The 24,780-nt window shown below is 52.3% G+C and carries 24 protein-coding genes and 1 pseudogene; 6 read left to right on the top strand and 19 right to left on the bottom strand.

Annotated features, from left to right (window positions below; translation table 11 throughout):
• The first annotated feature begins 630 nt into the window (after positions 1-630).
• The 4 genes from ACTU3N_RS04475 to mutS all read left to right on the top strand — a co-directional run bounded on the left by ACTU3N_RS04475 (position 631) and on the right by mutS (position 6,719).
• Positions 631-810: a hypothetical protein gene (locus ACTU3N_RS04475; RefSeq protein WP_443084935.1), complete on the top strand. Its 180-nt coding sequence runs from the start codon at positions 631-633 to the stop codon at positions 808-810.
• A 282-nt stretch (positions 811-1,092) separates the two neighbouring features.
• The gene (locus ACTU3N_RS04470; protein WP_443084934.1) at positions 1,093-1,710 is read left to right on the top strand and encodes a hypothetical protein; all 618 of its coding nucleotides are present in this window, start codon (positions 1,093-1,095) and stop codon (positions 1,708-1,710) included.
• Positions 1,593-3,965, top strand: coding sequence for a DUF4135 domain-containing protein (locus ACTU3N_RS04465; protein ID WP_443084933.1), 2,373 nt, complete (start codon positions 1,593-1,595; stop codon positions 3,963-3,965). Before ACTU3N_RS04470 ends, ACTU3N_RS04465 begins: the two co-directional genes overlap by 118 nt.
• Positions 3,966-4,157: 192 nt before the next feature.
• Positions 4,158-6,719, top strand: coding sequence for a DNA mismatch repair protein MutS (mutS, locus tag ACTU3N_RS04460; protein ID WP_443084931.1), 2,562 nt, complete (start codon positions 4,158-4,160; stop codon positions 6,717-6,719).
• A gap of 63 nt (positions 6,720-6,782) precedes the next feature.
• Here mutS and ACTU3N_RS04455 read toward each other — a convergent pair whose 3' ends face one another.
• From ACTU3N_RS04455 to ACTU3N_RS04445, 3 genes and pseudogenes are all read right to left on the bottom strand, one after another.
• On the bottom strand, positions 6,783-7,010 hold the full coding sequence (locus ACTU3N_RS04455; protein ID WP_443084930.1) for a non-oxidative hydroxyarylic acid decarboxylases subunit D: 228 nt from the start codon (positions 7,008-7,010) through the stop codon (positions 6,783-6,785).
• Positions 7,010-8,446, bottom strand: a complete 1,437-nt coding sequence (locus ACTU3N_RS04450; RefSeq protein ID WP_443084929.1) for a non-oxidative hydroxyarylic acid decarboxylases subunit C — start codon at positions 8,444-8,446, stop codon at positions 7,010-7,012. The genes ACTU3N_RS04455 and ACTU3N_RS04450 overlap by 1 nt, the downstream gene beginning before the upstream one ends.
• A pseudogene (locus ACTU3N_RS04445) lies at positions 8,446-9,038 on the bottom strand (non-oxidative hydroxyarylic acid decarboxylases subunit B). The gene ACTU3N_RS04450 and the pseudogene ACTU3N_RS04445 overlap by 1 nt, the downstream one beginning before the upstream one ends.
• A gap of 173 nt (positions 9,039-9,211) precedes the next feature.
• Here ACTU3N_RS04445 and ACTU3N_RS04440 point away from each other — a divergent pair.
• A complete protein-coding gene (locus tag ACTU3N_RS04440) occupies positions 9,212-9,622 on the top strand; it encodes a MarR family winged helix-turn-helix transcriptional regulator (protein WP_443084928.1) in 411 nt (136 codons plus the stop codon).
• Between the two features lie 55 nt (positions 9,623-9,677).
• Here the strand turns inward: ACTU3N_RS04440 and rpoS are convergent, their stop codons facing one another.
• The 13 genes from rpoS to cysG all read right to left on the bottom strand — a co-directional run bounded on the left by rpoS (position 9,678) and on the right by cysG (position 21,010).
• Entirely contained in the window at positions 9,678-10,670 is a 993-nt protein-coding gene (gene rpoS / locus ACTU3N_RS04435; RefSeq protein ID WP_443084927.1) for an RNA polymerase sigma factor RpoS, read from the bottom strand.
• Positions 10,671-10,793: 123 nt separating this feature from the next.
• The gene (nlpD, locus tag ACTU3N_RS04430; RefSeq protein WP_443084926.1) at positions 10,794-11,927 is read right to left on the bottom strand and encodes a murein hydrolase activator NlpD; all 1,134 of its coding nucleotides are present in this window, start codon (positions 11,925-11,927) and stop codon (positions 10,794-10,796) included.
• Between the two features lie 115 nt (positions 11,928-12,042).
• Positions 12,043-12,669, bottom strand: coding sequence for a protein-L-isoaspartate(D-aspartate) O-methyltransferase (locus tag ACTU3N_RS04425; RefSeq protein WP_443084925.1), 627 nt, complete (start codon positions 12,667-12,669; stop codon positions 12,043-12,045).
• Positions 12,663-13,424 (bottom strand): 5'/3'-nucleotidase SurE, encoded by a 762-nt coding sequence (gene surE, locus ACTU3N_RS04420; RefSeq protein ID WP_443084924.1) that lies wholly within the window; start codon positions 13,422-13,424, stop codon positions 12,663-12,665. Before surE ends, ACTU3N_RS04425 begins: the two co-directional genes overlap by 7 nt.
• Positions 13,405-14,454, bottom strand: coding sequence for a tRNA pseudouridine(13) synthase TruD (gene truD, locus ACTU3N_RS04415; RefSeq protein ID WP_443084923.1), 1,050 nt, complete (start codon positions 14,452-14,454; stop codon positions 13,405-13,407). The genes surE and truD overlap by 20 nt, the downstream gene beginning before the upstream one ends.
• Complete coding sequence (ispF, locus tag ACTU3N_RS04410; RefSeq protein ID WP_443085100.1) at positions 14,451-14,933, bottom strand: 2-C-methyl-D-erythritol 2,4-cyclodiphosphate synthase; 483 nt, start codon at positions 14,931-14,933, stop codon at positions 14,451-14,453. The genes truD and ispF overlap by 4 nt, the downstream gene beginning before the upstream one ends.
• Entirely contained in the window at positions 14,930-15,640 is a 711-nt protein-coding gene (gene ispD / locus ACTU3N_RS04405; RefSeq protein WP_443084922.1) for a 2-C-methyl-D-erythritol 4-phosphate cytidylyltransferase, read from the bottom strand. Before ispD ends, ispF begins: the two co-directional genes overlap by 4 nt.
• 85 nt (positions 15,641-15,725) lie before the next feature.
• The gene (gene ftsB, locus ACTU3N_RS04400) at positions 15,726-16,046 is read right to left on the bottom strand and encodes a cell division protein FtsB (RefSeq protein WP_443084921.1); all 321 of its coding nucleotides are present in this window, start codon (positions 16,044-16,046) and stop codon (positions 15,726-15,728) included.
• 154 nt (positions 16,047-16,200) lie between these two features.
• On the bottom strand, positions 16,201-16,530 hold the full coding sequence (locus ACTU3N_RS04395; RefSeq protein WP_443084920.1) for a DUF3561 family protein: 330 nt from the start codon (positions 16,528-16,530) through the stop codon (positions 16,201-16,203).
• An 89-nt stretch (positions 16,531-16,619) separates the two neighbouring features.
• Complete coding sequence (cysC, locus tag ACTU3N_RS04390) at positions 16,620-17,225, bottom strand: adenylyl-sulfate kinase (protein WP_443084919.1); 606 nt, start codon at positions 17,223-17,225, stop codon at positions 16,620-16,622.
• Positions 17,225-18,652 (bottom strand): sulfate adenylyltransferase subunit CysN, encoded by a 1,428-nt coding sequence (cysN, locus tag ACTU3N_RS04385; RefSeq protein WP_443084918.1) that lies wholly within the window; start codon positions 18,650-18,652, stop codon positions 17,225-17,227. Before cysN ends, cysC begins: the two co-directional genes overlap by 1 nt.
• Positions 18,653-18,661: 9 nt before the next feature.
• The gene (gene cysD / locus ACTU3N_RS04380; protein WP_443084917.1) at positions 18,662-19,570 is read right to left on the bottom strand and encodes a sulfate adenylyltransferase subunit CysD; all 909 of its coding nucleotides are present in this window, start codon (positions 19,568-19,570) and stop codon (positions 18,662-18,664) included.
• A 9-nt stretch (positions 19,571-19,579) separates the two neighbouring features.
• Positions 19,580-21,010: a siroheme synthase CysG gene (cysG, locus tag ACTU3N_RS04375; RefSeq protein WP_443084916.1), complete on the bottom strand. Its 1,431-nt coding sequence runs from the start codon at positions 21,008-21,010 to the stop codon at positions 19,580-19,582.
• Between the two features lie 221 nt (positions 21,011-21,231).
• Here cysG and ACTU3N_RS04370 point away from each other — a divergent pair, with 221 nt between their 5' ends.
• On the top strand, positions 21,232-22,272 hold the full coding sequence (locus ACTU3N_RS04370; protein WP_443084915.1) for an aminopeptidase: 1,041 nt from the start codon (positions 21,232-21,234) through the stop codon (positions 22,270-22,272).
• Between the two features lie 24 nt (positions 22,273-22,296).
• Here the strand turns inward: ACTU3N_RS04370 and rlmM are convergent, their stop codons facing one another.
• The 3 genes from rlmM to gcvA are packed head-to-tail and all read right to left on the bottom strand — an operon-like array spanning position 22,297 to position 24,746.
• Positions 22,297-23,397, bottom strand: a complete 1,101-nt coding sequence (rlmM, locus tag ACTU3N_RS04365; RefSeq protein ID WP_443084914.1) for a 23S rRNA (cytidine(2498)-2'-O)-methyltransferase RlmM — start codon at positions 23,395-23,397, stop codon at positions 22,297-22,299.
• On the bottom strand, positions 23,390-23,785 hold the full coding sequence (locus ACTU3N_RS04360) for a DUF423 domain-containing protein (protein ID WP_443084913.1): 396 nt from the start codon (positions 23,783-23,785) through the stop codon (positions 23,390-23,392). Before ACTU3N_RS04360 ends, rlmM begins: the two co-directional genes overlap by 8 nt.
• Before the next feature lie 46 nt (positions 23,786-23,831).
• Positions 23,832-24,746 carry a glycine cleavage system transcriptional regulator GcvA gene (gene gcvA / locus ACTU3N_RS04355; RefSeq protein WP_443084912.1) on the bottom strand — a complete coding sequence of 305 codons (915 nt, stop codon included), beginning with the start codon at positions 24,744-24,746 and terminating at the stop codon, positions 23,832-23,834.
• Positions 24,747-24,780: the final 34 nt, after the last annotated feature.

Here is a 24,780-nt window from a genome sequence, read left to right as displayed (position 1 = left end):
TAGCATATATTTAAATATGTTTTAGAAAATGATCTTAATAAATCAGTACATTCATTAAGTTACGTAGACAAGACAACCCCGCTGAAATGAATTAATTTCCTGAAAATCAAGTACAACAAATAATAGAATACCTGAGGCAAAACACAAGAAATGATGGCTGTTTTAAGATTCGTCATGCAGTCTCACTCTTCCTATCCAGAATAATCGGCAATCATAAATTCACAACTTTATATAAAACATCACAATGCCTCATAAATATAAATACCAGAAACATATCAGATCATTTTTTTTGGCTATCATCGGGTTTATTCAGAAAATTCCGGCAGCACACCCATTGATAAGCATCAACAATGTAAGCTTTCAAAATACAATAATATTATTTATAACCCTCTGAAAAACAAAATAATGTAAATTTTCTTTTCATTTCAAAATAATACTATTAAAAATTAACAACCTAAATATTTATTGATAACTAACTCTTTATTTAATTTAAAATTTTAAGAGCGTTCTGTAGATTTAACGGCACTTGTAAAATCTTAGTAATACACTTAATTTTTTAACAGAGGTTGTTGTCATATCTGCTGACTTCTTCTTAAGAGTGTAAAAATCATCGAAAAGAGGGGATTCAAAATGGATAATCTGTCCACTAAACTCACTGAGCAAGAAGCTTTTTATCAGCGTTGTATTAACGAATTTGGCGATATTGAAGATGCAATGGAAAATGTTGCACAGCGCGCTGCCGGGAATAATTTTCTTTGCAGTGAATATCTCTGTGGCAATAGTGTACAAAGTTGCACCAATCTTTACTAACTTTGTTATTAACGCATTAACTCTATAAGCTTAATTCTTGCTTATCACTTGTAGCAATTCTTTACGTAAAGCATCAATATATTTGTGTCTGTAGGAGCGCATCTTATTCTTTTATACACAGAGAACGGGCCAAACACGAGCCAGGGTAAACCTGGCTCATCCAAAGCAAGCATAATTCTTTCTATTACTGCTTACCGGGGAAAATATCTGATTGTGAATACTATAATTGACAGGAAAATTAACATATGTTTGGTATAGAGAGAACATTCAACGCATTATTAAATGCAATACCCCAATGCTGAACAAATCCTTGAAGAACTCGGCTACATCGTTCCTGGCATAATAAATTTAGCGGCTGAAAATGCTTCTATTCTAGCCCAATATAATGATACGTTACCTGAAGGGATCATAAAAAACATTGCATCTTCACTCAAACATATCCCCATTACTCAAAATATTTATCCCGCACTGTGTGAGAAACTCTTTTTATATTTTAATGAAAAAATAGAAAGCATTACTCGCCAACATGAAGCAATACTTTCGGATCGTAACACGTTAACGAGAAACCTCGCTCAACAAAGTGTTAGTGCACTATCAGACGTAGTAAAACAGCTCTGTTTATTTCGCTCAAGATTAAACCAGTCCGAAGAATACAGAATTGAGAATTGGGAAGAGATGTTTAAAATCTATCCTATATTAACAAAAACTATAGAAATACATGAAATACATACACTGAAAGTTATAAACGACGCTCTGCTTAGATTAAAAAAGACCAAAGCGCATTGCAGGATCGATTTCATATCATCCACTTCTCTGTTATTTCACTTGATCTCTTTTTGGGGGATTTTCATCAAATCGGAAAAAGTATCATCAAAGTTAACTTTATCAACGATGCCTTAATCTACAAACCGCGGAACGCGGATAATGAGACTCTGATAACTGAAATTTTATCCGACTTATATGACAGCACTGGAGACGATACGCCAGGCATTCCTGAGTGTATCAACATGGGCGATTACAGCTGGCACGCGTGCATCGAATTTAGCAGTACTGAAACACAGGAAGAAGTGCTTGGTTATTATAAACAAATTGGTATGTCTTTAGCATTATTCTATTGCTTAAACGGCACCGATTTTCACTATGAAAATATAATTCACTCTAAAGGCAAACCCTGGTTTATTGATCTGGAATGTGTTTTTACTATTTCAATACATCCTGAATTTGTCTTCGACTCAGTACTGAATACATTAATTATTCCTACATTGCAGGGTGCTGCTCTCGATTTACTTATTTGCGGTATTGGCACCAAAAACACAATGATTAATAAAATAAGCCCGGAAATGAACGAAGAGGGAAAAGTGTACCTTAAAATTTACCCTTTCAAATTAGGAGGGGGATATAATACACCTGCGTATAACAATAATGAATTAAATGATAAAATCATTGACGCGATAGTGCATGGCTATGAAAAAATGGTCTCCTTGTTAAGAGAAAGAAAATCAATACAGCGCAGCCTGGCAAAAGTTAGCAAGTTAAAAGGTAGAATACTTTTCCGAGCCACCAAAATCTATGGCGATATATTAACCATCTCAAAGCATCCGGCCTGGCCATCCGTTCCGCTTCTGCGTAATATTTATATCGCCTGCGCCCTGTATCATAAAGATATACCCATCGATGTTATTCGTTCTGAGTATTTATCGTTAATTGATGGCAAAACATCTGTTTTTTATGTCGATTTATTAAATGAAAAATGTCATTCCATAGATGGCACAAAAATTAACGTTGCTGAGGGCTTTCTGCAACGTAAAGAGTTCTTAGCAAAAAACTACAGAGCGACCAGTCAGGACGAGACGGTACTGCAAAAAACGTTAATCGCTATTTCACTGAAGACATTATTTCCGCAGACCAATGCTGCCCCTCTAAAGCAACCGGAACTCAACTCATTAGTTAATTTTATCGCAACCAGGTCATGCCGCTGCAATAAAAAAGACATTTATCTTAATTTAAAACGAAAAATGAGTGACTCACGAGCGCTAATCGTCATGCGAGGCGATGTATATAATGGACTCGGTGGCGCACTCTTTTTACAAATATGTGATTTAATTTCCGAACCGACAACGGCTAAAGAAGACAAACTAAAAAAACTGTATAAAATCATCCCCGATACAGATCCAGGAGGATACTTTGGCTGTTTTGATTCCAGTAAGGGAAGTATGCTATATAACGAATATTTGTTAATCAGGCACGCACCAGGAATTATTGACAGCGATGTTTTCTTCAGCCGTCTTTTTAATATAACTCGCACAGTGATAAACCAACGCAACGTCAATTGTGATATTCTCGCGGGCATTGCAGGTATTTTGATAGTCAGTTGCAGAATGCATGCTGTTTACCCATGCAGAAAAACGGAGCTGACGATTAAAATTTTAACAAACAAAATACTGACCTGCGCAAATCATCATGCAGAAAACCGTGTAACCTGGGGACGAGGCTGGACCGGTTTTTCCCATGGGAATGCAGGGATTGTATATGCATTAACTCTTGCCAATACTATTTTCCATGATAAAGAAATTGGTAAAGTCATTATAAAAGCCCTGCGCTACGAGAACGCATTTCGCATCAATTCAGGATGGAATGATATATCAACCTATAATACCGGTAACGATTTCAATGCCTGGTGCCACGGCGCAACGGGCATTTATATGTCGCGTATTGCAATGCAAAAAGAGATGAACAATAATAATGCAGAAATTAAAGACATTATTCATGCAGATATTGCACACTACCATGATACACAGCAGAATCGCCCGGCGAATACTCACCTTTCACTCTGCCACGGTATTTTTGGCAATGCCATGATTGATCCTGACAGATATGGTACACATTTTGATACCAGTGAATTAAATTTGAATGGACTGGAAGAAAAATCATTAATGCTGGGTAAAATTGGTGCGGTTTATGCGAATTTTTATTTCTCCCATGACAACATCCCCAATCTGCTTCTTCTGGAACAAATATTCCCACGACGTTGTTGGTATCGCATCAACCAGGGATGCATTACCCCTGACGCAGGACAGCGCTTTGTGATTCATAACAACGCGATGACAAACCTGACCGGAGCAGAAAACAGACGATTTATGTCACGCACAATTTAATTTTTGCCTTATTTATGTTACTAAACACAACCGCGCCCCTCCCACAGTTTTCCTGACTTGCAGACTCCGTTATTATGCTAGCTACAAACTCATAAAACTGCGTTTTTATGGGCCCGGTAAAGCAACATGATAATCAATCAAAACAACAAAAATCATTAGCTGATTAAATTTAAAAATGGACATCACAAACTGATGAGTACTATCGACAACTTCGACGCGCATACCCCAATGATGCAGCAGTACCTGAAGCTGAAAGCCCAGCATCCGGACATTTTACTGTTCTATCGTATGGGTGATTTTTATGAGCTGTTCTACGACGATGCGAAACGTGCATCCCAACTGATGGATATCTCGCTCACTAAACGCGGCGCGTCGGCTGGCGAGCCGATCCCGATGGCGGGCGTTCCTCATCATGCGGTAGAAAACTATCTGGCGAAGCTGGTGAGCCTGGGCGAGTCCGTGGCTATCTGCGAGCAAATTGGCGATCCGGCAACCAGCAAAGGCCCGGTTGAGCGTAAAGTTGTGCGTATCGTCACGCCGGGTACCATCAGCGATGAAGCATTACTCCAGGAGCGCCAGGACAACCTGCTGGCTGCAATTTGGCAAGACAGCAAAGGCTTTGGCTATGCCACGCTTGATATCAGCTCCGGGCGTTTTCGCCTTAGCGAGCCTGCCGACAGAGACACCATGGCGGCTGAGCTTCAGCGCACCAATCCCGCAGAGCTGCTCTATGCCGAAGATTTTGCAGAAACCTCCCTTATCGAAGGCCGCCGTGGCCTGCGCCGCCGCCCGCTTTGGGAGTTTGAGATTGATACCGCGCGCCAGCAGTTAAATCTGCAATTCGGCACGCGCGACCTGACAGGCTTCGGCGTGGAAAATGCGCCGCGTGGCCTGTGCGCGGCCGGCTGCCTGCTACAGTATGTGAAAGACACCCAGCGCACTGCCCTTCCCCATATCCGCTCGATTACGATGGAACGTCAGCAAGACACCATCATTATGGATGCCGCCACCCGTCGTAACCTGGAAATCACCCAGAACCTCGCCGGGGGCATAGAGAACACGCTGGCGTCAGTGCTTGATCGCACGGTCACGCCAATGGGTAGCCGCATGCTAAAACGCTGGCTGCATATGCCGGTGCGCGACACGAAAATTTTAATCGAGCGTCAACAAACCATCAGCGCTTTGCAGGAACGCACCGCTGAACTGCAGCCGGTGCTGCGCCAGGTGGGCGATCTGGAGCGAATTATTGCGCGCCTGGCGCTGCGTACTGCGCGTCCACGCGACCTCGCGCGTATGCGGCACGCTTTCCAGCAACTTCCTGAATTACGCGCGTTACTGGCTGATGTTGATAGCGCGCCGGTGCAGGCACTGCGCGAAAAAATGGGTGAGTTCACCGAGCTTCGCGAGCTGCTGGAGCGGGCGATTATCGATGCGCCGCCGGTATTGGTGCGCGATGGCGGCGTCATTGCCCCTGGCTATAACGCTGAACTGGACGAGTGGCGCGGGCTGGCGGATGGCGCGACGGACTATCTCGACCGGCTGGAAATACGCGAGCGTGAACGACTTGGCCTCGATACTCTGAAAGTCGGCTATAACGCCGTGCACGGTTATTACATCCAAATCAGCCGTGGCCAGAGCCATCTGGCACCCATTAACTACGTCCGCCGCCAGACGCTGAAAAACGCCGAACGCTATATTATTCCTGAACTGAAAGAGTACGAAGATAAAGTACTGACTTCTAAAGGAAAAGCGCTGGCACTGGAAAAACAGCTTTATGAAGAGCTGTTTGATCTGCTGATGCCGCATCTTGCCGATTTGCAGCAGAGCGCAACGGCCCTGGCCGAGCTGGATGTGCTGGTTAACCTGGCGGAGCGGGCGGATACGCTCAATTACTGCTGTCCAACCTTTAGCGACAAGCCAGGCATTCACATTACTGAAGGCCGCCATCCGGTGGTTGAGCAGGTTCTTAACGACCCCTTTATAGCCAACCCTCTGCAATTATCACCCCAGCGACGGATGTTAATCATTACCGGGCCGAATATGGGGGGTAAAAGTACCTATATGCGCCAGACCGCGCTGATTGCCTTGCTGGCCTATATTGGCAGTTATGTTCCGGCGCAGAGCGTGGAGATTGGGCCAATCGATCGCATCTTTACCCGTGTCGGCGCGGCAGACGATCTGGCAAGCGGGCGTTCAACCTTTATGGTTGAAATGACCGAAACCGCCAACATCCTGCATAATGCCACGCAAAATAGCCTGGTGCTGATGGACGAAATTGGGCGCGGCACCTCAACCTATGACGGGCTTTCGCTGGCATGGGCTTGCGCAGAGAATCTGGCGAACAAAATCAAGGCGTTGACGCTGTTTGCTACCCATTACTTTGAGCTAACGCAGTTGCCGGAGAAAATGGAAGGCGTCGCCAATGTGCATCTGGATGCGCTGGAACACGGCGACACGATTGCCTTTATGCACAGCGTACAAGATGGCGCAGCCAGTAAGAGTTACGGCCTGGCGGTCGCTGCGCTTGCGGGCGTGCCAAAAGAGGTTATCAAGCGCGCGCGCAATAAACTGCGTGAGCTGGAAAGCTTGTCGCCGGGTGCCGCTTCTACGCAGATTGACGGCACGCAGATGTCGCTGCTGGCGCAGGCGGAAGAAACCAGCCCGGCGGTAGAAGCGCTGGAGAGCCTCGACCCGGACACACTGACGCCGCGTCAGGCGCTGGAGTGGATTTACCGGCTGAAAAGCCTGGTGTAACTGACGCTCTCCCCAGCCAGGGAGAGCGAAAACCCTTCGGTAAAAAGGGCGCACGGCAGGGAATTACTTCGCCAGTAGCGGCGGAATAGTCGGTACCTGCGGTGCGTTATCAATATCTTCCTGCGTCATACGAAACGCTTCAGGGTAATGGTCGCGGTGAGTACGGCGCAGAGGTTCAGTGTCCCGCCAGGTGTATAAACAGTGCTGGCATTGGAACACGGTCCAGACGTCTTTTACCGGGGACTTCGCCATCACTTCAATTTGCTCATCGGCACAACGTGGGCATATCATTATTTTTCTCCTTTTTGATTGGCCAGCATAGCGGTCAGTTTTTCTACCCAGAGTTTGGTTTCTGGCAGATCCTGTACGGGTTGGCTATAGTGACCACGGTTATCCGGCGCGACCGGGGTTGTGGCGTCAATAATTAACTTGTCCGTTATCCCTGCCGGGCTTGAACCAGGATCCAGCTCCAGCACCGACATATTCGGCAACTGCACCAGATCGCCCGCCGAGTTCACTTTCGACGAGAGCGCCCACATCACCTGCGGCAAGTTGAACGGATCGACATCTTCATCAACCATAATCACCATCTTCACGTAACCCAGGCCGTGCGGGGTGGTCATGGCGCGTAGCCCCACGGCGCGGGCAAAGCCGCCGTAGCGTTTTTTGGTAGAAATAATCGCCAGCAGGCCGTGGGTATACATGGCGTTAACCGCCTGCACTTCCGGGAACTCAGCTTTCAGCTGCTGATACAGCGGCACGCAGGTCGCCGGACCCATCAGATAGTCAATTTCGGTCCACGGCATGCCGAGATAGAGCGATTCAAAAATCGGTTGAGTGCGGTAAGAGATTTTATCGATACGCACGACCGTCATGTTGCGCCCGCCAGAATAGTGACCGGTGAACTCACCGAACGGCCCTTCAATCTCGCGCTTACGTCCCTCAATCACCCCTTCCAGGATGACCTCCGATCCCCACGGCACATCGAAACCGGTCAGCGGCGCCGTTGCTATCGGATAGGGGCTTTCACGCAACGCCCCGGCCATTTCATATTCAGACTGATCATATTTCAGCGGCGTTGCACCCATCAGAGTAATGATCGGATCGTTGCCGAGCGTGATGGCAACAGGCAAATCCTCGCCGCGCTCTTCCGCTTTATGCAGATGCAGCGCAATGTCGTGCATCGGCACCGGTTGCAGGCCAAGTTTGCGCTTGCCTTTGACTTCCATGCGATAAATACCGACATTCTGTTTGCCGAAGTGTTCGGGATCGAGCGGATCGCGGGAAACGACACAGGCTTTATCAAGGTAAAAACCGCCGTCGCCATCGTTGAGGCGAAACAGTGGCAAGATATCAAACAGATTGATCTCTTCACCTTCCACGCTGTTTTCCGCCCAGGGTGGATTATCACGACGTTCCGGCGCGACCGGAAATTGCTCCCAGCGGCGAATATATTCGTCAATTTGCTGTTTAACCGGCATGTTGGGCGGCAATCCCAGCGCAATTGCGTGGTTCTGCCAGGACCCGATGGTGTTCAGAGCGACGCGGGCATCAACAAAGCCGCGAATATTATCGAACCACAGCGCCGGTGCGCCTTCGCCAATGCGGCCCGTCGCATTGGCCGCTGCGGCTAAATCCGGCTCGGCATTCACCTCTTCACTGATTTTTAACAGCTGTCCCTGGTCGTCCAGCGCACGTAAAAAACTGCGTAAATCATCAAAAGCCATTATATGTTCTCCTGTGAATAATTCTGTGCCGCCTGTAAGCCCCTCCAGCGTTTCGCCTGCGGCAGCGAAAGACCAAACTGATCCAGCACGCGAGCAACAATGTGTAGCGTGACGTCGTCAATTGTTTGCGGATGGTTGTAATACGCAGGCATCGGTGGAACCATGGCGACGCCCAGGCGCGATAATGCCAGCATGTTTTCCAGATGGATGGCGCTCAGCGGCGTTTCACGCGGTACCAGCACCAGCTTGCGCCCCTCTTTTAGCACCACATCGGCAGCACGCCCCACCAGCCCTTCTGCATAACCAGCGCGAATACCTGCCAGCGTTTTCATACTGCAGGGAATGATGATCATGCCGTCGGTATAAAACGATCCGGATGAGATGGTCGCTGCTTGATCCGCCGGGTTATGGCAATGATCCGCCAGGGCGGCGACATCACGCGCGCTAAAGGGCGTTTCCAGTTCAATAGTGGTTTTAGCCCATTTCGACACACCAGATGCGTTTCTACCTCCGGCATCTGCTGTAATGCCTGCAACAGTGCGACCGCCAATGGCGCACCTGTCGCACCGGTCATTCCAACAATCAGTTTCATTAGCCACCTTAATTTGTTCGTACACGAACATTATGCAAACACATTACCCTCATCAATACTTGCTGACAAGATCGGCCAATGACTTAGTAGCAAGAAAGGTTAAAAAGAGAGGCGTTAAAAAAATGCGCAGAAGCCGCTATGATTAACGCCGGATTATGATGCGGAGCCCATCCATGGAATTACGAAACGAAACATTTCACCTGCTGCGTAAACTGTTTCAGCAACACACCGCGTGCTGGCAGCAAGCGGTGCCTGAGCTGACGAAACCGCAATACTCCGTGCTCCGCTCCATCGCCGAACATCCAGGCATTGAGCAGGTAGAGCTAACGCAGGCGGCGGTCACCACGAAAGCCACGCTGGCAGAGATGCTGAGCCGTATGGAAAGCCGTGGTCTGGTGCGCAGAGAGAACGATCCGGCGGATAAACGCCGACGGTTTGTCTTTCTGACCGGAGAAGGCGAAGCGCTGCTGGCCGCCACGATGTCACTTGCCAGCGATGTGGATAAGGCGTTTTTAAGCAGGCTGAGCGATGAGGAGCAAAGCGCATTTGCCGCATCAATCAAAAAAATGATGGCTCAGGAGTAAGGCAGAAAAGAAAAAGGCCAGTCTTGCGACCGGCCTTTTTGGGTTGAATAGATGCTTATTCGCGGAAGAGCGCTTCGATATTCAGCCCTTGCGCTTGCAGGATTTCACGCAAACGACGCAGGCCTTCAACCTGAATCTGACGAACACGTTCACGAGTAAGACCAATTTCGCGGCCCACATCTTCAAGTGTCGCAGCTTCATAGCCCAGCAGGCCGAAACGACGCGCCAGCACTTCACGCTGTTTGGCGTTCAGTTCGAACAGCCATTTGACGATGCTTTGTTTCATATCATCGTCCTGCGTGGTGTCTTCCGGGCCGTTATCTTTCTCATCGGCCAGGATATCCAGCAGCGCTTTTTCAGAATCACCGCCCAGAGGCGTATCTACTGAGGTAATGCGCTCATTGAGACGCAGCATACGGCTGACATCATCAACGGGTTTATCAAGCTGCTCGGCAATCTCTTCAGCGCTTGGCTCGTGGTCCAGTTTATGGGACAACTCACGTGCGGTACGCAGATAAACGTTCAGCTCTTTAACAATGTGAATCGGCAGACGAATCGTACGGGTTTGGTTCATGATTGCCCGTTCGATGGTCTGACGAATCCACCAGGTTGCATAGGTTGAGAAACGGAACCCACGTTCAGGGTCAAACTTCTCAACGGCGCGGATCAGCCCCAGGTTGCCCTCTTCAATCAGGTCTAAAAGTGCCAGACCACGGTTGCTGTAACGGCGGGCAATTTTAACCACCAGACGCAGGTTGCTTTCGATCATGCGACGGCGGGAGGCTATGTCACCACGTAATGCACGGCGAGCGAAGTAAACTTCTTCTTCTGCCGTTAAGAGCGGAGAGTACCCAATCTCCCCAAGGTACAGCTGAGTCGCGTCTAAAACACGCTGGGTGGCACCCTGCGATAACAGCTCCTCTTCAGCCAGGTCGTTATCACTGGGTTCCTCTTCAACTAAGGCTTTTTCGTCAAAAGCCTCTACTCCATTCTCATCAAATTCCGCATCTTCATTTAAATCATGAACTTTCAGCGTATTCTGACTCATAAGGTGGCTCCTACCCGTGATCCCTGGGCAAAGCGCCGTTACTCTTCATAACGAACCCTACAGTGGCATCTGCGCTCGCTGCAGCTGTTCAGGATGGGGAGTAATCAATCACTTTGCACCGATTTATCGCTGCGGCAAATAACGCAGCGGGTTTACGGATTTCCCCTTGTAACGAATTTCAAAATGCAAGCGTGTAGAACTGGTTCCGGTGCTACCCATGGTAGCTATTTTTTGCCCCGCCTTAACTTCTTGTTGTTCCCGGACCAGCATCGTGTCGTTATGGGCGTAGGCACTCAGGTAATCATCATTATGTTTGATGATGATAAGATTACCGTAACCGCGCAGCGCATTCCCGGCATACACAACGCGCCCATCTGCGGTCGCGACGATAGCCTGTCCTTTGCTGCCTGCGATATCAACACCTTTATTGCCACCTTCGGTCGCAGAGAAGTTGTCGATAATCTTGCCTTCAGTCGGCCAGCGCCATGCCGCAATCGGCGCACTGGTTGATGTACTGCTGGCAGTCGGTTCGGTAGTACTTACAGAAGGAGCTGTAACAGGCGCTGTAACGGTTGTCGCAGGCTTGTTATTTGGCAACATTTTGTTAGCACTTCGTTCACCTGAATCTTCAGAATACGTAATTGTCGGTTTTGAAGCAACCACCGCGGTTGAATTTTGTGCAGGTTTTGCAACGATTCCCTGCGCATTTGCATCAGCCTGAGTTATTGCATTGCCTCCGGTGATCGGCGTTCCAGAAGCATTACCAACCTGTAGCGTTTGGCCGACATTCAGGCTATACGGGGCGGGGACGTTATTTCTTTGCGCCAGATCACGGAAATCGTTCCCGGTTATCCAGGCAATATAGAACAGCGTATCGCCGCGCTTTACCGTGTAGGTGCTGCCGCCGGAATAACTGCCTTTCGGAATGTTCCCATACTGACGATTGTAAATAATTCGGCCATTTACCGTTTCAACGGGCTGCTGCGCCATGGGTTGCGTCTGCATTTGGGTTGGCTGAATGGCGGGAGGCTGTTGAACAGGCTGAACCTGCGTCGGCTGCTGCGACGTGGTGCCCATTTTCGGCGGCGGTGTGATAAGCATACCGGAATTTGTGCCAGCGCCGGAATCGGCGCTACCGCCAACGGAGGTGACCGGTGCGGGCGGGTTAGTGGAATTTGAACACCCTGCCAGCCAAAGCGAAACCAGTGACAATGCCGCGATACGACTTACGGTGAACTTCGGGCTTCCCGTGCTCATTTATCCCCCAACAATTATGTCTGTTACCAATGACTTAAAATACCCGTGGCCGGTGACGGCAAATTTGCCCACCATACGCTGTTATCCAATGAAAAACCCAGGAAAACTCTGCTTCTCAGGCCAGTTCCCCTCGGATTAACGGAACAAAACGCACATCTTCCACGGTATCAATAATAAATTCGCTTCCCCGTCGGCGAACACGCTTTAGCTGCTGATATTCATTACCTACGGGCAGAACAAGAATGCCACCTTCGTCTAATTGTGACATTAGCGCCACTGGAATTTCCGGCGGCGCTGCGGTGACGATTATGGCATCAAATGGCGCGCGTGCCTGCCATCCTTGCCAGCCATCGCCATGCCGAGTTGAAACATTATGTAAATCAAGTTGCTTAAGGCGGCGTCGCGCCTGCCATTGCAAGCCTTTAATTCTTTCAACGGAACAGACGTGCTGCACCAGTTGCGCCAGGATAGCCGTCTGGTAACCGGAGCCGGTGCCTATCTCCAGCACGCGCGAGGCGGGCGTCAGCTCCAGCAGCTCGGTCATCCGCGCGACCATATAAGGCTGAGAGATAGTTTGACCCTGACCGATAGGCAACGCGACGTTTTCCCACGCTTTATGTTCAAACGCCTCATCAATAAATCGCTCGCGCGGCACCCGCGACATGGCATCGAGCACCCGTTCATTTTTGATGCCCTGCACCCGCAGCTGATAAAGGAGATCCTGAACGCGTTTGCTTACCATTGCGTATTCACTCCGGCGCTTTCTAACCAGCCCGACACGACATCATGCGCGCTATAAGCGGTTAAATCCACATGCAGCGGAGTAACAGACACGTAGCCTTCATCAATAGCAGCGAAATCTGTATCCGGCCCGGCGTCACATTTCTCTCCGGGCGGGCCAATCCAGTAAAGCGTATTACCACGCGGGTCCTGCTGAGGAATGACCTGATCCGCCGGGTGACGGCTGCCGCAGCGGGTGACGCGGATGCCTTTAATCTCCGACAGCGGAAGATCGGGCACGTTGATATTCAGGATACGCCCGGTACGCAGCGGTTCGCGGCTGAGCGCGCGCAGAAGAGAGCAGGTGACGGCGGCTGCGGTATCGTAATGGGTATGCCCATTGAGCGACACCGCCAGCGCGGGAAAGCCAAGATGGCGGCCCTCCATCGCAGCGGCAACGGTTCCTGAGTAGATAACATCGTCCCCAAGATTCGGCCCGGCATTAATCCCGGAGACGACAACATCCGGTCGCGGGCGCATCAGGGCATTAACGCCAAGATAGACACAGTCTGTTGGCGTACCCATCTGCACGGCAATATCGCCGTTGTCAAAAGTGAAAGTGCGGAGCGAAGATTCGAGCGTCAGTGAATTAGACGCGCCACTGCGGTTACGATCGGGTGCGACAACCTGCACATCGGCAAACTCCCGAAGAGCCCTGGCCAGCGTCTGGATACCCGGCGCATGGACCCCATCATCGTTACTCAGCAATATTCGCATATTCACCTGATGTGTTGATTAATTCCCTGACCACACTGGTGGCAAAACTCCCCGCCGGTAGCCAGAAACGTAACTCGACGGTGACATCATCCCACCAGTTCCAATTCAACTGCTGCGGGTAGAGCAGCATCGCCCGGCGTGCCGCTTCGACTTTTTCCCGCACCAGTAATGCCTGTAACTCTGGCGCACTCGCCACGGCATCTTGCTCAAACGCCAGCGCCTGGCGCTGAGTTCCCCACTCGCCGCTACCCGGCAGCACGGAGGTAATCATCAATTCTTTTGCATCAACGCGGGTCTGCAGTTCCGCCTGCTCTTCTTGCGTGGCGACAAACCAGCTGCCGCGCCCCGCTAATTGTAGCGCATCGCCGTCAACAACTTGATTAAAGCCTGTTTTCTGCAACCGTTCGCTGACTATCTGATTAAACAACGCGCTGCGCGCAGCCGACAACCAGAAGCTGCGTTTGTTACGATCGCGCACCGGCGCGCCGCTTTGCGCCCAGCGCAGCGCGCCCAGAAGATTGCTCCCGCCGATGCCGAAACGCTGCGCGCCAAAATAGTTCGGCACGCCCTGCCCGGCGATGGCCTGCAAACGCGCGTCGACATCCTCGCGATCGCTTACTTCGCGCAGCACGAGGGTGAAGTTATTCCCGCGCAAAGCGCCGAGGCGCAGTTTGCGTTTATGGCGGGCATACTCCAGCACTTTGCATCCTTCAAGCTCGAAAGCGCTGAGATCCGGCATCGCATTGCCCGGCACACGGGCGCACAACCACTGCTCCGTCACCGCATGTTTATCTTTTTGCCCGGCAAAGCTCACTTCACGGGCATGAATTTTAAGGAATTTTGCCAGAGAGTCAGCAACGAAACGCGTATTGCAGCCATTTTTCAGAATTCGTACCAGAATATGCTCACCTTCGCCATCCGGTGTAAACCCTAAGTCTTCAATGACGACAAAATCTTCCGGATTCGCTTTTAGCAAGCCTTTACCGGCCGGTTTACCATGCAAATAGGTCAGATTATCAAAATCAATCATTTGCCTGCCTTAATCAGCAACGCCACCGCTTCACAGGCAATGCCCTCGCCGCGCCCGGTGAAACCGAGTTTCTCTGTGGTGGTGGCTTTTACATTGACATCATCCATATGGCAGCCGAGATCTTCTGCGATAAAAACACGCATCTGCGGAATATGCGGCAGCATTTTCGGTGCCTGCGCGATAATGGTAACGTCCACATTGCCCAGCGCATAACCTTTGCCCTGAATACGCCGCCAGGCTTCGCGCAGCAACGCGCGGCTGTCTGCACCTTTATAAGCGTTATCTGTGTCCGGGAACAGTTTACCAATATCCCCCATTGCGGCGGCCCCCAGCAAGGCATCAGTCAGCGCATGCAGCGCCACATCGCCATCAGAGTGCGCCAGCAGTCCTTTTTCGTAAGGAATACGCACGCCGCCGATGATGATTGGGCCTTCTCCGCCAAAGGCGTGTACGTCAAAACCGTGTCCAATACGCATTATGCATTCTCCTGAAGGTCTGAATGGGTCAGATAAAATTCCGCGAGCCGTAAATCTTCCGGCCGGGTGACTTTGATGTTATCCGCACGTCCCGGCACCAGCTCCGGATGGTAGCCGCAAAACTCCAGCGCTGACGCTTCGTCGGTGATTGTCGCCCCCTGGTGCAGCGCACGCGTGAGGCAGTGGTGAAGAAGTTCCTGCGGGAAAAATTGCGGCGTTAACGCGTGCCATAAATCGTTACGATCGACGGTATGCGCAATGGCGGTTTTCCCCGGCTCGGCGCGCTTCATCGTATCGCGCACGGGTGTCGCAAGGATACCGCCCACACGACTGGTTTCGCGCAGCCTGAGCAGGCGGTTCAGATCGTCCTGATGCAGGCAGGGACGCGCCGCGTCGTGCACCAACACCCACCCGGCGCCAGCGGCGGCTTCAAGACCGGCCAGCACGGAATCGGCGCGCTCTGCGCCACCGTTGACCACGGTTATCTGCGGATGCTTTGCAAGAGGAAGCTGCCAGAAGCGCTTATCGCCCTCGCTGACGGCGATGATAACCCGGCCAACGCACGGGTTAACGAGCAGTGCGGCAACCGCATGCTCAAGAATGGTTTTATTACCAATGGAGAGATACTGCTTAGGACATTCCGTCTGCATGCGGCGGCCAAAACCGGCGGCCGGCACAACGGCACATACGTCCGGACTTATTGCTGCCATGTCGTAAACCCGGGAGTGTTTAATGACCCGCAATACTTCGCGTTGCAGGGGCGAGCGTCGTTAGCCGTGCCTGCAACTGAAAATATCAGGGTCTTGATTGTGTATTTTGCGTTGTTCCCGGCGCGCGTTTCGACGCATCCGGCACCAGACGATAGAAGGTTTCGCCCGGCTTTGTCATGCTTAATTCGTTGCGTGCGCGTTCCTCAATCGCCTCCTGACCGCCATTGAGGTCATCAATTTCGGCAAAGAGCTGATCGTTGCGCGCTTTTAGTTTGGCATTCGTTGCCTGTTGAGCTGCCACATCTTCGCTGACGCGGCCATAATCATGCAGGCCATTTTTACCGAACCACAGCGAGTACTGTAGCCAGACCAGTAAAGCCAGCAATAGCAGCGTTAGTTTACCCATCCTGCCCCCTGAAAAACGGCATCATCATCCCACAACTTTTCGTCAGACTCCACAGATGGCAGGGTGATACCGTGCAAGCGGCGGATTTTATCACAAATGCTTGCCATAAAGTGACACATTGTCTTAATGGACGTTACGCTTTTAGACCAATGGATCAGCCCATCAGCCAAAGAAACAGCACGCCAAACATCGCCGCGACCACCAGCAAGGTGGCAATGCAAGTATAAAGGAATTTACCGCCAAGCAGTGAATGCAGCGCGATGCCGACCACCACGGAGACAGGCATCAGCGCGAGAAAAAAGGGCCAGGTATAAAGGAAGACAAACAGCGTATTAGAGCCGTAAACCATAAAGGGGATGGCCAGCGCCAGCAACCATGCCACGAAACCCACGACGGCCCCGGGGAGAGACCATGTGGTTTCGTCGGCGGTCGTTGTCGTGAGGGACTCCGGCCGGGAGATGGTGATGTTCTGACTGTTACGCATATCTGATCCTGTTACCTGAACGACCGGCAAAGGGGTGATACGCGTAACCTTTTAGCAAGCAAAAGATGACGAGTATCGCCAGTACCGTCTCAGGATCTGATAATATCGTCCCGTCGGAGGAGATCTAATAATTGGCTCACCAAATTTGTTACCAATTGTTCACCATCAAGATGAAGGTCTGCGGATTCCGGCGCTTCGTATACCGCATCGATTCCCGTGAAATTAGGCAACGCGCCTGCTCGCGCTTTTTTGTATAACCCCTTCGGGTCACGCGCTTCGCAAACCGCCAGCGGCGTATCAACATACACTTCGATAAAACGCCCTTCGCCAAGACGCTCCCGCACCATCTGCCGCTCCGCACGGTGCGGTGAAATAAAGGCTGTCAGCACCACCAGCCCGGCTTCCACCATCAGTCTGGCGACCTCGCCTACGCGGCGGATATTCTCTTTGCGATCCGCATCGCTAAAACCGAGATCGCTGCACAAACCGTGGCGCACGTTGTCGCCATCAAGCAAATAGGTGCTCACGCCAAGCCGGTGCAGCGCCTCTTCCAGCGCACCGGCCACCGTCGATTTACCGGAACCCGACAGGCCGGTAAACCACAGCACCACGCCCCGGTGCCCGTGGAGCTGCTCGCGCTGCCCGGCGGTTACCGGGTGCGCATGCCAGACGATGTTCTCGTCATGTTCGGCCATCAGTTGCCTCCCAGCAGGTCGCGCGCGCCCCAGTGAGGGAAATGCTTGCGAATCAGCTGATTGAGTTCCAGTTCAAAGTCGCTAAAGGCTGCGCGCTCGCCGGGTTCGCGCACATGCACTTCACGCACCATTCCGGCGCCCACGGTGACATTGCTCAGGCGATCGATAAAGATAACGCCGCCGGTGACCGGGTTTTGCTGGTAAGCATCCAGCGTCAACGGCTCGTCAAAGGTCAAATCGACCAGCCCGATACCGTTCAGCGGCAGGTTTTCCACCTGGCGCTGGGTCAGGTTATTGATATCAACCTGATACTGAATTGCATCAATGCGCGCACGGGTTTTCTTACCCGCCACTTTGATATCGAAGCTCTGGCCCGGCTGGAGCGGCTGCTCGGCCATCCACACCACGTCGAGGGACGCGCTCTGTACGGCGGGCAACGCGTCCTGCGCATCCAGCAGCAAATCGCCACGGCTGATATCGATTTCATCTTTCAGCACCAGCGTAATCGCCTCTCCTGCCGCCGCTTCAGGTAAATCGCCGTCAAACGTCACGATACGCGCAACGCTTGACTCCACGCCGGAGGGTAACACTTTAACCCGCTGACCGACTTTCACCACACCGGAAGCCAGCGTGCCGGAAAAACCACGGAAATCGAGGTTCGGGCGGTTGACGTACTGCACCGGAAAACGCATCGGCTGGCTGTCCACCACGCGCTGGATCTCCACGGTTTCCAGCATCTCCAGCAGCGTCGGGCCGCTGTACCACGCCATCTTCGCACTCTGGCTGGCAACATTATCCCCTTCCAGCGCCGACAGCGGCACAAAGCGGATGTCGAGATTGCCCGGCAGCTGGGCGGCAAAGGTCAAGTAATCCTCGCGAATAGTGTTAAACGCCTGTTCGCTATAGTCCACCAGATCCATTTTATTGACCGCCACTACCAGGTGCTTGATGCCAAGCAGGGTCGAGATAAAGCTGTGGCGACGGGTCTGATCCAGCACGCCTTTGCGCGCATCAATCAGCAAAATAGCCAGCTCGCAGGTCGAAGCGCCCGTTGCCATATTGCGCGTGTACTGCTCGTGCCCCGGCGTGTCGGCGATGATAAATTTACGTTTTTCAGTAGAGAAGTAACGATAGGCCACGTCAATGGTAATGCCCTGTTCGCGCTCCGCCTGTAGGCCATCCACCAGCAGCGCCAGGTCAAGTTTTTCGCCCTGCGTACCGTGACGTTTGCTGTCATTATGCAGCGTAGAGAGCTGATCTTCATAGATTTGCCGGGTATCGTGCAGCAAGCGGCCAATCAGCGTACTTTTCCCGTCATCGACGCTGCCGCAGGTCAGAAAGCGCAGCAGGCTTTTGTGTTGCTGGGCGTGCAGGTAGGCTTCGACGCCGCCTTCATCAGCAATTTGTTGAGCAATAGTCGTGTTCATGGCAGCTCCTTAGAAATATCCCTGACGTTTTTTCAGCTCCATTGAGCCGGCCTGGTCGCGGTCAATCACGCGGCCCTGACGTTCGCTGGTGGTGGAGACCAGCATCTCTTCGATTATCTCCGGCAGGGTACGAGCGGTAGATTCCACCGCCCCGGTCAGCGGCCAGCAGCCCAGGGTTCTGAAACGCACCATTCGTTTCTCAATCACTTCGCCAGGCTGCAGATCGATACGATCATCGTCAATCATCATCAGCATGCCGTCGCGCTCCAGCACCGGGCGCTCCGCTGCCAGATAGAGCGGAACAATTTCGATATTTTCCAGATAGATATATTGCCAGATATCCAGCTCGGTCCAGTTGGAGAGCGGGAAGACGCGGATGCTTTCGCCTTTGTTAATCTGCCCGTTGTAGTTGTGCCACAGCTCCGGGCGCTGGTTTTTCGGGTCCCAGCGGTGAAAACGATCGCGGAAGGAGTAAATTCGCTCCTTCGCGCGGGATTTTTCTTCATCACGGCGCGCGCCGCCGAAAGCTGCGTCGAAACCGTATTTGTTCAGCGCCTGCTTTAACCCTTCGGTTTTCATAATATCGGTGTGTTTGGCACTGCCATGAACAAATGGGTTGATGCCCATCGCCACGCCTTCCGGGTTGCGATGCACCAGCAATTCACAGCCGTAAGCTTTGGCGGTACGGTCACGGAATTCATACATCTCACGGAATTTCCAGCCGGTATCGACGTGCAGCAGCGGGAACGGCAGCGTGCCGGGGTAAAACGCTTTGCGCGCCAGATGAAGCATCACGCTGGAGTCTTTGCCGATGGAGTACATCATCACCGGGTTGGCAAATTCAGCCGCCACTTCGCGGATGATATGGATGCTTTCTGCTTCCAGTTGCCGCAGGTGAGTGAGTCGTTTTTGATCCATAACCTTTCCTTAAGCCAGATTAATCACAGACGCAGAGAATGCTTGCGCTGCTGTCATGTGCCGGAACCAGGCGAGTTCGCGATGAAGCCCGACCACTTCGCCCACCACTAACAGCGCAGGCATCGGGGCAGCTTTCGCCAGGTCCTCAAGTTGTTCTAATGTGCCGGTCGCGACCTGTTGATCCGCGCGCGTACCGCGGGAAATCACCGCAACCGGCGTGGTTTTGCCGCGACCGTGCGCCAGTAACTGTTTGCTTATCTCCGCCGCTTTCATCGTGCCCATATAGATAGCCAGCGTCTGGCGGCTTTGCGCGAGCTGCGCCCAGTCAAAGGGCGCGCTATCGGCTTTGTAATGACCAGTAACAAAGGTCACACTTTGCGCGTAATCTCTGTGCGTCAGCGGAATACCTGCATAGGCCGTCGCGCCAGATGCCGCCGTCACGCCTGGCACCACCTGGAATGGCACGCCTGCGGCGGCAGCGGCCTGTAACTCCTCGCCGCCCCGACCAAAAATAAACGGGTCGCCGCCTTTGAGCCGCACCACGGTCTTACCGGCGCGCGCGGCTTCCACCAGCATGCGGTTAGTGTCGTGCTGCGCAACCGCATGTGCGCTCGCGCGTTTCCCGACGCACACTTTCTCGGCGTCACGGCGGGCCAGTTCCAGCACCTCGTCACTGACCAGATGATCGTAAAAAATAATATCGGCCTGCTGGATGACCTGTAACCCGCGCAGGGTCAGCAGCCCCGCATCTCCCGGCCCGGCACCGACAAGGATTATCTCCCCGCCGCTACTGCCAGGACTGGTCAGCTCTGCCTGCAGCGCCCGCTCGGCTGCGGGTTCGTCACCGGCGGCCATCAGGCTGGCAAAACGCCCGCGAAAAGCGCTCTCCCAGAAACGACGGCGGGCATCAGTTGTGTGGCGAAAAGCTTTGATTCGCTCGCGCCAGCGCCCGGCAACCTCAGCCATTCGGCCCAGATTCCCCGGCAGCAGCGCTTCGATTTTTTCACGCAGCAGTCGCGCCAGCACCGGCGCGTTACCGCCTGACGAGATAGCCACCAGCAGCGGCGAGCGATCGACAATGGACGGGAAAATAAAGGAGCACAGCGGCTGATTGTCCACCACATTCACCAGCCGATGGCGCGCATTGGCCGCATCAAACACCCGTCGGTTCAACGCGCTGTCGTCTGTCGCGGCAATAACCAGAAACACCTTATCCAGCTGTGATTCGTCAAAGATTTTCGCAACCCAACGGGCTGCCTGCTGGTCAAAAAGCGCAATTAACGCGGGGTCGGGCTGTTCCGCCACGACCTGCACATCCGCCCCGGCCCGGCGCAAAAACATAATTTTGCGCAGCGCAATCTCTCCACCGCCGATCACCAGCACCGGACGATTTTTTACAGCTGCAAATAACGGCAGATAATCCACAACGCGACAACTCACTCAAAACCAGCAATAAAGGGACTATAGGGGGCGGTTTAGAACGAATGAAATTACGAATTGGAATGACTAGTTCCGCAAAGTAATAACGCTTGTGCAAAGCTAAGATCAAAAAGTGCTTAACGTGAGGAATTTCGCATGGTTAAGAGGAAATGAAATTGTGCAATGCCCGTCACAGTTTCATACTTAGTGAGCCAAAAATATTGCAGCATAAAGGACTCTCTATGTTTTCCGTATTGCGCCACCGTACCGCCGTCCTGGCGATTGGTGTGTGCTTTATCCTTCCGGCGCATGCCCGTCATGCCCAGCCGGGAGAGCTTGCCAGCGAGCAGGCGCGCCAAATCGCCACCCTCTTTCCAGGAAGAATGATCGGCACGCCGGCAGAAATGCTGGCAGCGGATTATTTACAGCAGCAGTTTGCCGGGATGGGTTATGAGAGCGATATCCGTAAATTCAAAACCCGCTATCGCTTTACGTCAAAAGATAACCAGCAAAACTGGCAAAACGTGACCGGCAGCTCAGTGATTGCTGCCCATAGCGGCACGATGGCGCAACAGATAATTATTATGGCGCACCTGGATACCTACGCGCCGCAAAGCGATGCGGATATCAACCATAATCTCGGCGGGCTGACGTTGCAGGGCATCGATGACAATGCCTCCGGGCTTGGCGTGATGCTTGAACTGGCGCAGGCGTTAAAAGATGTGCCGACGCAGTACAGTATCCGCTTTGTGGCGACCAGCGGTGAGGAAGAAGGCAAGCTCGGCGCGGCGAGTTTTCTGGCGCGAATGAGCGAGCAGGAGAAGAAGAATACGCTGTTGGTTATCAACCTGAACAACCTTATCGTCGGCGACAGGCTCTATTTTAACAGCGGCAAAAACACCCCGGCGACAGTACGTAAATTGACGCGCGACCGTGCTCTGGCCATCGCCCACTCGCGCGGGATCACGGCATCCAGCAATCCGGGGCTAAACCCGGCTTATCCGAAAGGTACTGGCTGCTGTAACGATGCAGAAGTGTTTGATAACGCGGGGATTCCGGTGCTGTCGATAGAAGCGACAAACTGGACACTCGGTAAAAAAGATGGTCGCCAGCAACGGGCAAAGTCGAAAGCCTTCCCCGAAGGCGTCAGCCACCATGATGCCAGGCTGGATAACCAGCAGCATCTCGATGAAGCCCTGCCGGGGCGCATTGAGCACCGCAGCCGCGACGTGATGCGCATCCTGCTGCCGTTAACCAAAGAGCTGGCGAAAGCTAACGCGTGAGGGTTTTGTCCTCACGCTGTATCGTTAGCGCTCGTCCCGCCGCCCGCCGACGGCGGCCCACATGCGGCGAACGTGCACCGTCACCTCTTCACGATCGTGATAGAGCTGGCGAGCCTGAATCTGCGCATTGATACCGTGGGCGTCCAGTTGCTCCTGAATATAAGCCAGATTGTTCGACACCTCTTCGTAACGCTTTTTCATCGGTAACTTGAGGTTAAAAATGGTTTCCCGGCACCAGCCGTTGGTCAGCCACTGGGCCATCAGCGCAGCAACTTTGGCGGGCTTCTCAACCATATCGCACACCATCCACGAGATGTTGTTGCGCGTTGGCTTATATCGGAACCCGTCTTCCCGCAGCCACGTCACCTGGCCGGTATCCATCAGGCTTTGCGCCATCGGGCCGTTATCAACGGAAAACACCCACATGTTGCGTTTCACCAGCTGATACGTCCAGCCGCCGGGGCATGCGCCAAGATCCACAGCGTACATACCGTTAGCAAGGCGCTCATCCCACTCATCCGCCGGAATAAAAACGTGAAACGCCTCTTCGAGTTTCAGCGTCGAGCGGCTCGGCGCGTCGGCCGGAAACTTGAGTCGCGGAATACCCATATAGAAGGGTGAATTATTGGCGGGGTATGAATAGCCGGTGTAGCAGCAGCCGGGGGCAATAAAGAAGACATGCACCACCGGGCGCGTTGGCGAGTCGTGGCGGGCCAGTACGCCCGCTTCACGCAGCGCAGAACGCAGCGGAACCGTGAACTTACGGCAGAACTTCATCAGCTCTTTGCTTTCGTTGGTGTCGGCCACTTCCACGCGCAAATCACCGCCTTTATCCACCACGCCCTGCAACATGCCCGCTATCGGCGTGATGCGATCCTCAGGCGGCAGGTCGCGCAGCAATTCCCCGACGACAAACCACTGGCGCGCGAAAATCAGCGAGCTAAACGGCAGCTCGCGCAGCAGTTTGTCTGCGTCATCAGCCTGATAACACTCAAAAATCACATAGCCGGCGTTATCTTTCACCCGCGCGAAACCAAACACCTCCCGGCGTCCGGCTTTGTCGGTAATTTCCGCTGCGCACTCTTTCTCAAAACCCGGGCGGCACAGCAATACCACTTTATTCATGAACAACGCCCTTACGTTTCAGACGAATTGCACCTACAAACATCAATGCCCAGCCGATTAAAAAACACGCTCCACCGACCGGCGTAACAAACGCCCACAGACGTAAGTGAGAGAGCGCCAGACAATAAAGGCTGCCGCTAAATAACACGGTGCCCAGCGCCAGAAAAACACTGCTCCAGTAAAACCAGATGCTCACGCGGCGCTGCATGGCGACGGCGAGCCCCAGCACCGCCAGCGTGTGAAATGCCTGGTATTCGAGACCGGTCTGGATCCAGCCCATCTCGACAGCACCCATAGATTTGCTTAAAACATGCGCGCCGAACGCACCCAGCGCAACAAACACAAAACCGCTCACCGCGGCAAAAATCAGCATAAAACGGCTGGTCATGTGATTACCCTAAAGTCATGCGCGCTCTGTGCACGCGAATTATTGTTCATTGTTCGTAACGGAAACGAAACTTTTCCTGTTCGCTTGCCGCTTTTGCCAGGATCCACTGACGAAAGGCGGCTATTTTACCCAGTTCTGCCTGACTGTCATGACAAACCAGATAAAACGCATTTTTACTGACCAGAACATCATTGAACGGACATACCAGCCTGCCCGCCTCGATTTCGGACTGCGCCATCACATTGTTAGCCAACGCAATGCCCTGCCCGTGAATGGCCGCTTGTAGCACCATGGAACTGTGGCTAAAAATCGGCCCCTGCTGGACGTTAAGATTAAGACCCAATTGCCGGGTATAAGTTTGCCAGTCGCGGCGAGATGCGTCGTGCAATAAAGTGTGCTGCGTAAGATCTTCTGGTTTCTTTAAGGGTTTATCACCCGTCAGCAGCAGCGGAGAGCAGACCGGAAGGAGATATTCTGCGTAGAGTTTTTCTACGCGCAGACCCGGCCAGTTGCCGCGACCGTAAAAAATCGCCACGTCAACATCGTCCGCCAGCTTATCTTCTTCACGGTCAACAGCTTGTATACGGACATCGATTCCCGGATAAGCTGAGTTAAAGCTTGAGAGTCTTGGCACCAGCCACTGAATCGCAAAACTGGGCAATAAACTAACAGTTAGCGCACCTTTTGCACTGCGCGCCTGTAGCTTACGCGTTGCTTCGTTAAGCTGGGAAAATATCTCTTTGATATCCTGAAAATAGCTCTGCCCCTCTTCGGTAAGCAGCAGGGAACGGTTGCGTCGGCGGAAGAGTTTTAACCCCAGGAAATCCTCAAGAGACTTGATTTGATGGCTGACTGCGGCCTGCGTCACAAAAAGCTCATCGGCTGCGCGAGTGAAACTCAAATGGCGCGCCGCTGCATCAAAAACACGTAATGCGTTAAGTGGTGGTAATCGCTTGGACATGGTTATCAGGCTTAGATTTAATGGCAATTTAACA

The organism is Vagococcus sp. WN89Y (assembly GCF_052220145.1).
In the GTDB taxonomy this organism is placed as follows: domain Bacteria; phylum Pseudomonadota; class Gammaproteobacteria; order Enterobacterales; family Enterobacteriaceae; genus Kosakonia.
The sequence above is the reverse complement of the archived record's forward strand: the minus strand, read 5'-3'. Positions and strand labels throughout refer to the sequence as shown.

What these genes read in the sequence shown, in the direction of transcription:
- ACTU3N_RS04370 (WP_443084915.1), top strand. Translation starts at nt 21,232, where the DNA reads ATGTTTTCCGTATTGCGCCACCGTACCGCCGTCCTGGCGATTGGTGTG.
- nlpD (WP_443084926.1), bottom strand. Translation starts at nt 11,927, where the DNA reads ATGAGCACGGGAAGCCCGAAGTTCACCGTAAGTCGTATCGCGGCATTG.
- mutS (WP_443084931.1), top strand. Translation starts at nt 4,158, where the DNA reads ATGAGTACTATCGACAACTTCGACGCGCATACCCCAATGATGCAGCAG.
- ACTU3N_RS04450 (WP_443084929.1), bottom strand. Translation starts at nt 8,446, where the DNA reads ATGGCTTTTGATGATTTACGCAGTTTTTTACGTGCGCTGGACGACCAG.
- rlmM (WP_443084914.1), bottom strand. Translation starts at nt 23,397, where the DNA reads ATGAATAAAGTGGTATTGCTGTGCCGCCCGGGTTTTGAGAAAGAGTGC.
- cysC (WP_443084919.1), bottom strand. Translation starts at nt 17,225, where the DNA reads ATGGCCGAACATGACGAGAACATCGTCTGGCATGCGCACCCGGTAACC.
- ftsB (WP_443084921.1), bottom strand. Translation starts at nt 16,046, where the DNA reads ATGGGTAAACTAACGCTGCTATTGCTGGCTTTACTGGTCTGGCTACAG.
- ACTU3N_RS04395 (WP_443084920.1), bottom strand. Translation starts at nt 16,530, where the DNA reads ATGCGTAACAGTCAGAACATCACCATCTCCCGGCCGGAGTCCCTCACG.
- ACTU3N_RS04440 (WP_443084928.1), top strand. Translation starts at nt 9,212, where the DNA reads ATGGAATTACGAAACGAAACATTTCACCTGCTGCGTAAACTGTTTCAG.
- gcvA (WP_443084912.1), bottom strand. Translation starts at nt 24,746, where the DNA reads ATGTCCAAGCGATTACCACCACTTAACGCATTACGTGTTTTTGATGCA.
- truD (WP_443084923.1), bottom strand. Translation starts at nt 14,454, where the DNA reads ATGATTGATTTTGATAATCTGACCTATTTGCATGGTAAACCGGCCGGT.
- ACTU3N_RS04470 (WP_443084934.1), top strand. Translation starts at nt 1,093, where the DNA reads ATGCAATACCCCAATGCTGAACAAATCCTTGAAGAACTCGGCTACATC.
- cysN (WP_443084918.1), bottom strand. Translation starts at nt 18,652, where the DNA reads ATGAACACGACTATTGCTCAACAAATTGCTGATGAAGGCGGCGTCGAA.
- cysD (WP_443084917.1), bottom strand. Translation starts at nt 19,570, where the DNA reads ATGGATCAAAAACGACTCACTCACCTGCGGCAACTGGAAGCAGAAAGC.
- ispD (WP_443084922.1), bottom strand. Translation starts at nt 15,640, where the DNA reads ATGGCAGCAATAAGTCCGGACGTATGTGCCGTTGTGCCGGCCGCCGGT.
- ACTU3N_RS04455 (WP_443084930.1), bottom strand. Translation starts at nt 7,010, where the DNA reads ATGATATGCCCACGTTGTGCCGATGAGCAAATTGAAGTGATGGCGAAG.
- ACTU3N_RS04425 (WP_443084925.1), bottom strand. Translation starts at nt 12,669, where the DNA reads ATGGTAAGCAAACGCGTTCAGGATCTCCTTTATCAGCTGCGGGTGCAG.
- ACTU3N_RS04475 (WP_443084935.1), top strand. Translation starts at nt 631, where the DNA reads ATGGATAATCTGTCCACTAAACTCACTGAGCAAGAAGCTTTTTATCAG.
- surE (WP_443084924.1), bottom strand. Translation starts at nt 13,424, where the DNA reads ATGCGAATATTGCTGAGTAACGATGATGGGGTCCATGCGCCGGGTATC.
- ACTU3N_RS04360 (WP_443084913.1), bottom strand. Translation starts at nt 23,785, where the DNA reads ATGACCAGCCGTTTTATGCTGATTTTTGCCGCGGTGAGCGGTTTTGTG.
- rpoS (WP_443084927.1), bottom strand. Translation starts at nt 10,670, where the DNA reads ATGAGTCAGAATACGCTGAAAGTTCATGATTTAAATGAAGATGCGGAA.